Below are 11,392 nucleotides of genomic sequence, written 5' to 3'. Positions count from 1 at the left end.
GAATTATTCCTGGGTTTGTCTACAATCTGAAGAGCTTCTAATGAAGCCCTTTCTTAATTTTTAAGTTCTTTTAATAATTTTTGTGCTTCTCTTTCACCGTCATAGTTCTTGTCATCAGCAACCTTGTAACCTTCATGGCTGTAGATAGCAATTATATCTTTTCCTTCTTTACTTTCACCGATTTCAATGAAAGAATCTTGAAGAGCTTTTTTGAAGTCATCTGTCATAATTTCTGAGTTCTTAGAAACTGAAATTGTATCGTTGTAAATTTTATCAGATACACCAATTACATTTGTTTCATCCCAGATAGACTTAGTTCTACCAAATTCTTTTTGCCATTTTTCAGCGTTGTCCATTCTCACATCAGAGAAACCTACCATAATATCAACTTGACCAGAAGCAAGTCTTGCCACTGAAGATGGGTAAGAGTCAGCTTGAACAACTGAAGGAAGATCTGTTAGACCCTTTTCATAATTCTTTTGTAACCATAGGTATGGGTAGATGTAACCAGCAGATGAAGATGATCCCATTACAGACCATTTAGCACTTGCAAGGTCTTCCCAAGTTAACTTTTCGCCCTTATTTACTTTTGCAGCAAGTTCTTGACCCTTTGCAGATGGACCAGCGATTATAAGTGATCTATAAAAATCAACTTGGTCGTCAATCTTTTCTGTAGGTTTCTTGTCATTCCATTCCTTTGGATCTTCAGAATCAATAGATAGTCCCTTTCTTGTTGCAGTAAGAAGAACTTCAGCACCATCATCGTAGATAGCATAAGTTCCACCAGGGATAAATCCAACATCAACTGAGCCAGCACTTAGGGCTTCACCAGTTGATTCGTAGTTAGTACCAACTGTGATGTCAATATTTTTAACATCGTAACCTTTTTCAGCAAGCTTAGCCTTTAAGATTTCCTTAAGTGGTTCAGTCTTAGTTACAATTTCGTCAGGTTCTCTTGAAGGAACAAATTGAATTTTTAAGTTTTCAATTACATTACCTTCTCCATCAGCTTTAGCCTCTTTCTTGTTACCGCCACAAGCAGTAAGAGTCATTAGCATTGCAAGTAGCAATACCAACCATGTTTTTTTCATATAATACCTCCAAAAAATTTTCGTGGGACTACCCACCAACAAAGTCTTGTCAAATGTATTATACCAAATAAAAGGAAAATATAAATTATAGACTATAAAAAAATTAAAAATTGTAGCTAATTTTTCTTAAGCTATTAAATTGAGGCGACATATTTAATTTGATATAATTTCTCTAAAGGAGTGAAGAAATGAGTATCATAGTTAAAATAGATAAATCAAGATTTCCAAACATATCAAGAGGAAGCTTTGAAGATAGAGAATACCACTTCAAGGGCGGCATAGTTGGCCAAAGAGTAGAGATAAAAGTAAGAGGTAAGAAGTCAAAGAAGGCAAAGCTTCTTAACATAATAGAAAGATCAGACATAGAAATAGAAAGTCAGTGCCCTCACTCTGAAAAGTGTGGCGGATGTACTTATCAAACTCTAAGATATGAAGATGAACTTAAATACAAAAAAGAGTTAATAAAAAATTTATTTAAAGAAAATGGAATTGAAAGAGAAATGGAAATCATTCCATCGCCAGTTCACAAGAACTACAGAAACAAAATGGAATACACCTTTGGTGACGAGTACAAGGGTGGACCCCTATCACTTGGACTTCACGTGAAGAATAGATTTCACGAAATTATAAACACAAGTGACTGCAAGATTGTTGACGAGGACTTCAACACAATAAGAGCAGAAGTGAGAAGCTATTTTGAAGACCTTGGCGAAGGTCAATACAACAGAAAGAGACACGAAGGCTTCCTCCGTCATCTCCTAATAAGAAAGGCAACAAAGACAGGAGAGATAATGGTTTTACTTTCAACATCAAGCCAAAGCCAGCTGGATGAAGAAGCCTTCATAAAATTTTTACTTGCCTTAGACCTTAAAGGGCAAATAGTATCAATCTATCACGTAATAAATGATGCCCTCTCAGATGCCATAGTGCCAGAAGAAATGAAATTAATTTACGGCAAGGAACACATAGAAGAAGAAGTTCTTGGACTAAGATTTAAAATAAGTCCCTTCTCCTTCTTCCAAACAAATACAAAGTCAGCAGAAGTCCTCTACAAGATGGCAAGAGAAAAAATTGACGCCAAGGATAAGTTGGTCTTTGATTTATACTCAGGAACAGGAACCATAACCCAAGTCCTAGCAGAGTCAGCAAAAAAAGTTATAGGAGTAGAGATAGTAGAAGAAGCAGTAGAAGCCGCGAGAGAAAATGCCAAACTCAATGGAATCGACAACGTCGAGTTCATAGCATCAGATGTCTTAAAAGTATTAGACGACCTAGACAAGAATCCTGGCCTAATAGTTCTTGACCCACCAAGAGAAGGAATAAACCCGAAAGCCATAGACAAGATAATAGACTTCGACCCAGAAAAATTTTTGTATATATCCTGTAACCCAGTGACCCTAGTAAGGGATCTCGGAGTCTTTAAAGAAAGAGGCTATGAAATAGAAGAACTAGAAATAGTAGACCAGTTCCCCAAAACCTCTCATGTGGAGACGGTAGCATTGATGTCAAGGGTTGATAAGTGAAGTAATGTGTGAAAAAGGCTTGAAATAAAGAGATTTGGGCTTGAGTATAAAAATCTGAACTCATCGACAAACTCTTTGAATAAGCAGAACCAAAATATCCACAATCGAAATTCCGTAGGGCCGGTTGACAGGATTAAAACGGGTAGGTTGTGAAGATTGGATTTTTTAGGAGGAATTTTCAATTCCGAAACTTTGAAAACTGAAAGAAATAAAAGACTTGCGAAAGGTGTGACCGCATGAGGAATTGTAATTCACTTCATAGCTTTCGGATAAAGAAAATCTTTCGCTGCTTGATGATGCACTTTGTCTTAAGACTAGAGTAAATGAAAGGAATCTTCGGTTGAAGGTTTCAATATAGATATCTATGCTACTGAAACTCGACAGATATAAAAATCATTATTGAGAACCAGCTTGAATATACAAACTATGACCAGCTCGGAAATCTGATTACATACGCCTCTGGCAAGTCGGATGGCATCATTATTTGGGTTGTAAAAAGGGCTAGTGAGTAAGATTGCTCTGCCGTAGAATGGGTAAAGAACTACATCGGTGAAAACATCACATTTTTCCTGGTAGAAATTAAATTGTGGATTGCCAACACCTATTTGTATACATTTTTTCGAGGCGATTATATTTAGTGGATTATTGTGATATAATAAATTATCTTATGTGTGTTAGAATTAACCAAGTGACGCGAATTAAGAGTGACGGTGATGATAAAGATCAACATTGAAGTTGATGTAAAAGTTAAATGCATAGATAACTGATAGACTCAGGCACAACTTGCTCAAATAATCGGAACTACGGGTCAGTATGTCAATCGCATCATCAAAAAGCAGGATGTGTTGTAATATGATCTTCTTATAGATGATAGAGGCTATTGGATAAAATATTGAATTGACCTATGTGAAGCGTTAGGGCAAAAGATAATTCTGAATGGAGGTAAACAATGCCTTTTGAAATAGTACGAAATGATATTGTAAATATGCAAGTGGATGCTGTGGTAAATACGGCTAATCCCAATCCTATAATTGGATCTGGGGTTGACAGTGGAATTCATAAAAAAGCTGGACATAAGTTGCTTATGGCTCGCCAGGAAGTAGGTTGTATCAACTTTGGAGATGCTGCTATCACACCTGCTTTCGGATTAGATGCCAAGTATGTCATTCACACAGTTGGTCCCATTTGGGAAAATGGAAAGCGCGGAGAAGAACAGATTTTATCTTCTTGCTATCGCAAGTCTTTGGCTTTAGCGAAAGAGTATGAGTGCGAGTCCATAGCATTTCCTTTGATTGCCACAGGGAATTATTGCTTTCCGAAGCCTCTAGCTCTTAAAATTGCTGTACGTGAAATCAGTACATTTCTTTTAGAAAATGAAATGCAGATTTATTTGGTTGTGTTTGGTAAGGAAGAGTTTAGACTGTCAGAAAAACTGTTTAAGTCTGTCAGCAGCTATATTGATGAAAATTATATCTATAACCAAACTCTTGATGAGTATGGTACGGAAAGTGTATATGGTTCTCGTATTAAAACAAGGCGAATTAGAGAGAAACTGAAACAAAGTAACCGAATTCATACAGATTTTTATCCGTATCAAGCATTAGATGAGTGCCTGGAAATATCTGTTGGAGAATCAGTACCAGTGGACAGCGAGGATTTAAGAAAATTGTTGAAAGATCTGGATGCAGGGTTTTCGGAAACCCTTCTAAAACTTATTGACCGCACGGGCAAGAAAGACTCTGAAATTTACAAGAGAGCCAATGTAGATAGAAAACTGTTCTCTAAAATTCGAAATAATTTGAATTATAAGCCGTCAAAAATAACAGCTCTGGCTTTTGCTTTTGCTCTGGAATTGGATATAGATGAAACGAAGGATTTTATTAGAAGAGCAGGCTATGCCCTCTCCCACAGTAGTAAGTTCGATGTGATTATTGAATATTTCCTTATGAATAGAAACTATGATGTTTTTAAATTAAATGAGGTTTTATTTGCTTTTGACCAACCGCTTATCTGTGCATAAAAATGTCGCATAGCAAGCGACCATTCATACTCCTGATTGTACTATAATGAAATCACAATAAAGAAACAGGAGGATTTCAAAATGACTGAATTAGTATTTATCTTAGACCGTAGCGGTTCCATGTCAGGACTTGAAAATGACACCATTGGTGGTTTCAATGCTATGTTGGAAAAGCAGCGTAAAGAACTCGGAGATGCTGTAGTGTCAACAGTGCTGTTTGACAATGAAACAGAAGTGATACATGACCGAGTTGCAATTACTGATGTACCTAATCTTACTGACAAAGAATACTTTGTCGGTGGATGCACTGCTCTTTTGGATGCGGTGGGTGGTGCTATCCATCATATCGGGAATGTTCATAAATATGCTCGCAAAGAAGATGTTCCGGAGAAAACACTCTTTATCATCACCACGGATGGAATGGAAAATGCCAGCCATATTTATACTTACGATAAGGTCCGACACATGATTGAACGTCAGAAAGAGCGTTATGGTTGGGAGTTCATTTTCCTTGGAGCAAACATTGACGCAGTTGCAGAAGCCAGACGATTTGGCATTGATGAATCTATGGCGGCAAACTACCACTGTGATGGTCTTGGTACTGCCCTAAACTTTGAGGTTATAAGTGAGGTTATTACCAACGTAAGAGCTTGTGCAGCACCCTTGTCTGCTGATTGGAAAAAGAAGATTGATGCAGATTACAAGATAAGAGCTCGCAAAAGATGATTGGAGTAATTTTGGGAGATATCATCGCTAGTTGTTATGAGTTTGACCGAGGTAACAAAAGTAAAGACTTTCCGTTGTCTTCAAAAAAATCCACTTATGCTGATGATACAGTAATGAAATTGGCAGTAGGTATGGCTTTTCTTAATGAATAGCCTGATGGATCGGATTATTAGAATTTACGGCCTCTTGCTAATCGTATGCGACAGTTTAGGAAGTGGTACCCAAATGCCGGATATGGAGGAATGTTTGGTTAGTGGTTAGGAAACACGGAATTTGGAGCCTATAATAGTTTTGGCAATGGTTCTGCAATGTGTGTTTCTTCAGTGACATGGCTATATAACGATATTGAGGCTGTTAGGAACGCAGCAAGACTTTTTGTGGAAACACCCGGAGAAAATTAAAGGTGCAGAAACAACCACAAGTGCCATCTTCTTGACCAGAACAAGAAGTGGCAAGGCAGACATCAAGGAATAGATTGAAAATGAATTTGATTATGATTTAAGCCGTACTTGTGATGAAATCCAATTGAATTATTATCATACAGAAACTTGTAAGGAAACCGTGCCGGAGGCCGTTACGGCTTTTCTGGAAGGGGATAGTTTAGAAGATTTTATCCGAACGGCTGTTTCACTTGGCAGTGATCTCGATACGTTGACTGCTATCGCAGATAGTATTGCAGAGGGATTTTATGGTGTTTCTGTTGAGCTGAAAGGAGAATGCTATCATCGTTTGCCTGAATCCTTGTTTAAGGTGTTAAAAGGGTTTGAAGAGTATCTTAAGCAAAGAAAGGCTAAAGATTAAAGGTATTTTGAATATAGCAGTAGAGAGATTAGTAATATATAGGAGTGAGAAAAATTGGATATAAAATATGAATTGATACCATATGATAAAATTGAGGGTTCTCAGAAGTTTGATTTTGATAAAACTATTTATGATTTAAATAGTCAGATTGAACTATTATCAAGCCAGGCGGATAAGCTAGATTACATTGTTGCAATCGCAAGCGGGATTGCTTGTGGACTATTGGACATTATATGGGTTGGGGAGTTTAATCTAGAAAACGGGCGCAATATTGCCAGTGATAAAGTTGATTATTTTGTAAAAAAGGCCGCAGAGATGTTAGAGAGAGAAAAATTTTCTGATGTGAAATCCGCAGTGAGGGCATTAGAGAAAAAGTTTCCGATTCCAAGTGACGGTAACACTTCCGATTTTGGTGGAGGGGCCCAACACCATCTGCGAGATTTTGCTCATCATCCGACTATCGCAGGATTGACTTTTTCGCTTTTGACACAGTTTACAGAGAAATCTTTTGGAACAGATGTAAACGGCGTTTTTCATGTTATTGATATTCCAGAAAAAAGCAAACAATTTATCGGCAAAGATATTCCACAGAAAATTTTTATGGGTACAATTACTTGGTTCTTCCATCTAGTAAGCGATGTGGCAGGGTCGAGTAACACTGCGGGTAATACTGGCGGAACCGGCATTCCTGGGCCAATACTCGCCTTGGCAAAAGAAATCTCTGCTATTTCGTTTTTCCGAAACTTAAATGTTAATGATATGTCGTTGTCTGTTTTTCTTTCAAAACTGTTCAACGGTACTCTTTTGATGCATCGTGATGAGAAAGGACAGATTATCAAGGAGTCAGTTATTAAGTTTGATTTGCGTGCGGAGCTTGGTATTGAAGTAGAACTTTGCAAGCAGGCGATTCCTGTGATTGCAAACGAGTGTATAGTGCGTTCCTTCTATTTCATAAGACACCTTGCAATGGCAATGAAAGAAAATAAGGTAAGCTGTATTGCTGACTTTAAGATGATTGAATGGAAGGATGTCAAACCAACAAACAATCCAACCATTGCTCGTATGTTGACAATTTCCACAGGTGTATTTACTTCACTTGATCTTACTGAAGCAATCGCAACGCAGAAATATTGGGTATCTATCAATTATGTTGGTATTGGACGATTTGCAATTGCTATAGGTACGGATGTAAGTTGGGGACTTAAAGAACGTAATGTCAAAAAAATTCGAGAAGTCTACGAAAATATTAAACAGCAGACATTCCGAAAGTCTGATGAAGATATCTATAAAAGAATTGCAGCCGACATGGACATACAGATAGATAAACTGGGTCTTTCATTGGAACAGACTGAGATACTTTACAATATTGAATACTATAAAACGCTTAATGATATAGAGACTACAAGCATTCCCATAACGGGTGAATCTGTAAAGGAACAGAAAAAAGCCTGGCTGAATGAATGGTCAAAATTTATTTCTGAAGGCTTTGAAAGTTTCACACAAGTGCCGGGAGCAGAAATGCACTGGTATGGTATGGAAGAACTGAATCAGCGAATCAAAGAAAGCAATCCTAATGAGCCGTGGTATCGTTTGATTCTTCTTGAAGCTATGTTATTTGAGCCTTATTATCCACTCGGCATAGAAGAGGATAAAAAATACAAAAATCTAAATAATCCTGTTAATGGCTATAGAAAAATTAAGGGTGACCGTTTTTTAAATGAACAATTTACAGGCAAGTATTGTGAAAAGGAATATGTGAAAAGGCTGCGTAAGTCCTATAATAAATGTTTGAATGAACTTAACGAAGTTCACAAAGCCGTAATCACATCGCTGTCTATAACAGCGGTTATAGCTATTATTACAGTAGCAACAGCAGGTGCTTTTGCGGGACCTATAGCCGTAGCGTTGGTTGGTTCAAATTTTGCTGGATTGAGCGGCGCAGCATTAACAAGTGCTTGCCTGGCATACCTTGGTAGTGGAGCAATTGCCGCAGGAGGTTCAGGAATGATTGGAGGTACGATTGCCATCGTTGGTGGTGGAGCTGCACTTGGCATTGGCGTTGGAGTCGGAGTAGGTGGTGCAGTTAGTTCGGTGGGACTTATAGGAAAGAAAAACACTATACTACAATCTGCAAAGTTGCTCACTTCGGTTAGAGAAATTTTTCTTAATGACGAACATGATGTTGAATTTTCTAACAGTGTGTATGAGAAATATCTTCAGAATATTACGGATATAGAAAAGGGTCTTGTTGAACTCAGGCTGAAAAAAGATGTTGCGAATGGTGAAGAAAAAAAGGCTATCGCAGAAAAAATAAAGAAAGCAGAAGAATCCGTAGATGCAATGAAGGTTGCTCGAAAGAGTATGCTTAAGTTCAACAGTGCCTTTGCTGAAGGGTTCAAGTACAATAAGTAGTGGACATATTCCCACGGACGAGAAGTGCAAAAAAAGACCGTGAATATGTTCCCATAAACGAACCCAGCACTAAAAAAGACGGTATGACATTTATTCTATCGTTTCGTTCCATGTGGAAGTCATAGCTTTGTTGGTGAGGGAATAATTTTTTTGAATAAAGTTGAACGGTGCCCGACTAGTTGCTTATTAAAGCGGACCAAGTCGGGTATTTTGATTGCAAAAAATAGCCCCGACATGTATGGCAAGGGATTATTCACTTGCAATTACACATTAAAATCTAAAAATAGAACAGTGGCCAGATACTTGGACAAAATAAGACAAATACATGAATAAAAACAGAACAAATACTTGAAAAAGTTAAACACTAATTTAAAAATATGTCCGATTTGGAATTATTTCTAAATAGATTTGAATTACATGACCTTACACTTTATAATATACTTAGATTAAGTTCCAAAGCGGAAATAATTCTAAGTGGGAAAGGTGTAGGCTTATGGAAATAAAACGTGATTATTATTTAGATAAATTAATACGAAAAAAAGACAATGGGTTCATTAAGATTATTACAGGAATAAGAAGGAGTGGTAAATCTTATTTGCTTAATAATCTATTTTATAATTATTTGACCCAAATTGGCGTTGATGAAAACCATATTATAAAATTTGCCTTTGATTCAGGTAGTGATTTATTAAAAATTGGCGAAGATTTAATGGATTTAGATTTACTAAGTGGCGAAAGATTAGTAGCTCCTAAGAAATTTTTAGATTTTATAGCGAATAAAACAAATAATAGGGAAAAATTTTATATCCTCTTAGATGAAGTTCAATTGCTTAAATCCTTTGAGCAAGTCTTAAATGGATTTTTGCGTAAGGATAATTTTGATGTTTATGTTACTGGGAGTAACTCTAAATTTTTATCAAAAGATGTCATCACAGAATTTGCGGGTAGGGGTGATGAGATTCGTGTTATGCCCCTTGTATTTTCTGAATTTCTTCAAATTTATGATGGCGACAAAGAAGATGCTTTTGCTGAATATCAAGTTTACGGCGGTTTACCAGCTGGTGCTTTAATGAAAAACGACGAAGATAAGATGAATTATCTAAAGGGGCAACTCGAAAATGTATATTTGCGTGATATTGTTCATAGGTATGACATACGCTTAACTTCTGAACTAGAAGACCTACTCAATATTTTGGCATCAGGCATTTCAAGTCTTACTAATCCAAGTAAAATAGCTTCAACTTTTAAGTCTATAAAACAATCAAAAATCTCAGCAAATACCATTGATAAATTCATAGGCTATTTTGAAGATTCTTATATCTTAAAAAGAGTATATAGATATGATGTTAAAGGAAGAAAATATATAGGCACGCCTTATAAAATATATTTTGAAGATGTGGGACTTAGAAATGCAAGATTAAGTTTTAGGCAGGTAGAACCGACTCACCTAATGGAAAATATCATTTATAACGAATTAAGATTTCGAGGTTATATGGTAGATGTAGGAATGGTCATAAAAAGAGAAAATATCAATAATAAAGATATAAAGAAACAGCTAGAAGTTGATTTCATAGCTAACCTTGGAAGTAAAAGGTATTATATTCAGTCTGCATATAGTATTCCATCAATAGAAAAAATAAATCAAGAGAAAGCCTCCTTGTTAAATATTGATGACTCATTTAAGAAAATTATTATCGTGAAAGATCGGATAAAACCATTTTTAGATGAAAATGGGATACTCACTATTAATTTATTTGATTTCTTATTGGATAAAGATAGTTTAGATTTATAATAAATAATTTAACATATATTTATGAACTTATTCACACATATTAGGCATTTGAAAAATATGAAATTTTATCCAGACTGACCACTCAAGCCACGAAGGATTTATCATTCTTCTAAGCTGGATTGAATATTTTTATCTTTATAGCAATTAAATATGTTAAATAAATTTCTCCAAAGTAGATAAGTTGAAATTATAAAATTATATTATTCATTAATAAGTATAAAATTTATGTAAGGAGGGAGAGAATGGATATATTTTTAGTGACTGTTAGAATCTTATTAGCAGCTCTTCTAGGAGCTATTATCGGTTTAGAAAGGGAAACCAAGAAGAGGGCAGCTGGTTTTAGAACGCATATTATTGTCAGCGTTGGAGCTTGCTTAATCATGCTTATAGGGATAGATGGATTTGGGAAAATATCTGACAATGCAGGACAAGATACTGCACGTCTTGCAGCTCAAGTTGTAAGTGGGATTGGTTTCTTGGGTGCAGGCACTATACTTCAAACAAAGAACAGGGTGTCAGGTCTTACCACAGCTGCAACCCTATGGCTATCTGCAGCAATTGGACTTGCGGTGGGGATTGGATTTTATGAAGGAGCAGTAATAGCAACTGTAATTTGCCTCGTGACCTTGATATCCTTAATGGGGGTTAGTGATTTTATAAATGAGAGAACAAGAAAGTCTTACATAATGTTATTTGATACTAATAATTATGATGAAGAGAGCCTTCTAAACTTTGCTTCGAAAGAGGGCGTTGAAGTTAGAAAATTTGATATAATTGATGAGGACATAGATGATAAATTAATGATTAAAGTAACCTTGTCTTTCCACAGGAATTATAATATTGATAAATTTTTTAAAAAATTAGAATCAGACTATCATTTGAAGTCAGTTAAGTTGAGTAAGCAAAGAAGTTAAGATAAAATTTTTATGAGTTGATTGAAAATAAAGTAATCAATGAATAAGATTAAGGCAAAGCATCCACTTATGTGGGTGCTATTTAGTACCATAAATAGTGTAAGAAAGGAAGT

The 11,392-nt window shown here is 36.0% G+C and carries 8 protein-coding genes; 7 read left to right on the top strand and 1 reads right to left on the bottom strand.

Annotated features, from left to right (window positions below; all coding sequences use genetic code 11):
* Positions 1 to 53 precede the first annotated feature (53 nt).
* Positions 54 to 1,091, bottom strand: a complete 1,038-nt coding sequence (locus HMPREF1864_RS05655) for a phosphate/phosphite/phosphonate ABC transporter substrate-binding protein (RefSeq protein ID WP_062571867.1) — start codon at positions 1,089 to 1,091, stop codon at positions 54 to 56.
* Between the two features lie 188 nt (positions 1,092 to 1,279).
* Between HMPREF1864_RS05655 and rlmD the strand changes: the two genes are divergently transcribed.
* The 7 genes from rlmD (at position 1,280) to HMPREF1864_RS05620 (ending at position 11,279) form a co-directional block, all read left to right on the top strand.
* Positions 1,280 to 2,614, top strand: coding sequence for a 23S rRNA (uracil(1939)-C(5))-methyltransferase RlmD (gene rlmD / locus HMPREF1864_RS05650; RefSeq protein ID WP_062571866.1), 1,335 nt, complete (start codon positions 1,280 to 1,282; stop codon positions 2,612 to 2,614).
* Between the two features lie 949 nt (positions 2,615 to 3,563).
* The gene (locus HMPREF1864_RS05645; protein WP_062571865.1) at positions 3,564 to 4,634 is read left to right on the top strand and encodes a macro domain-containing protein; all 1,071 of its coding nucleotides are present in this window, start codon (positions 3,564 to 3,566) and stop codon (positions 4,632 to 4,634) included.
* Between the two features lie 81 nt (positions 4,635 to 4,715).
* The gene (locus HMPREF1864_RS05640) at positions 4,716 to 5,360 is read left to right on the top strand and encodes a vWA domain-containing protein (RefSeq protein ID WP_062571864.1); all 645 of its coding nucleotides are present in this window, start codon (positions 4,716 to 4,718) and stop codon (positions 5,358 to 5,360) included.
* A 525-nt stretch (positions 5,361 to 5,885) separates the two neighbouring features.
* Positions 5,886 to 6,161 (top strand): hypothetical protein, encoded by a 276-nt coding sequence (locus tag HMPREF1864_RS08620; RefSeq protein WP_062571863.1) that lies wholly within the window; start codon positions 5,886 to 5,888, stop codon positions 6,159 to 6,161.
* Between the two features lie 54 nt (positions 6,162 to 6,215).
* Positions 6,216 to 8,573, top strand: coding sequence for a hypothetical protein (locus tag HMPREF1864_RS05630; protein ID WP_062571862.1), 2,358 nt, complete (start codon positions 6,216 to 6,218; stop codon positions 8,571 to 8,573).
* Positions 8,574 to 9,066: 493 nt separating this feature from the next.
* Positions 9,067 to 10,365, top strand: a complete 1,299-nt coding sequence (locus HMPREF1864_RS05625; RefSeq protein WP_062571861.1) for an ATP-binding protein — start codon at positions 9,067 to 9,069, stop codon at positions 10,363 to 10,365.
* A 242-nt stretch (positions 10,366 to 10,607) separates the two neighbouring features.
* Positions 10,608 to 11,279: an MgtC/SapB family protein gene (locus tag HMPREF1864_RS05620; protein ID WP_062571860.1), complete on the top strand. Its 672-nt coding sequence runs from the start codon at positions 10,608 to 10,610 to the stop codon at positions 11,277 to 11,279.
* The last annotated feature ends 113 nt before the right edge of the window (positions 11,280 to 11,392 follow it).

Origin of the sequence: Peptoniphilus sp. DNF00840 (assembly GCF_001553125.1) — a bacterium.
Lineage (GTDB): Bacteria > Bacillota > Clostridia > Tissierellales > Peptoniphilaceae > Peptoniphilus_A > Peptoniphilus_A vaginalis.
This window is presented reverse-complemented; position numbering and strand designations above follow the sequence as displayed.

Coding starts and splice junctions, on each gene's coding strand:
- HMPREF1864_RS05655 (WP_062571867.1), bottom strand. CDS start 1,091: ATGAAAAAAACATGGTTGGTATTGCTACTTGCAATGCTAATGACTCTT.
- HMPREF1864_RS05645 (WP_062571865.1), top strand. CDS start 3,564: ATGCCTTTTGAAATAGTACGAAATGATATTGTAAATATGCAAGTGGAT.
- HMPREF1864_RS05620 (WP_062571860.1), top strand. CDS start 10,608: ATGGATATATTTTTAGTGACTGTTAGAATCTTATTAGCAGCTCTTCTA.
- rlmD (WP_062571866.1), top strand. CDS start 1,280: ATGAGTATCATAGTTAAAATAGATAAATCAAGATTTCCAAACATATCA.
- HMPREF1864_RS05640 (WP_062571864.1), top strand. CDS start 4,716: ATGACTGAATTAGTATTTATCTTAGACCGTAGCGGTTCCATGTCAGGA.
- HMPREF1864_RS05625 (WP_062571861.1), top strand. CDS start 9,067: ATGGAAATAAAACGTGATTATTATTTAGATAAATTAATACGAAAAAAA.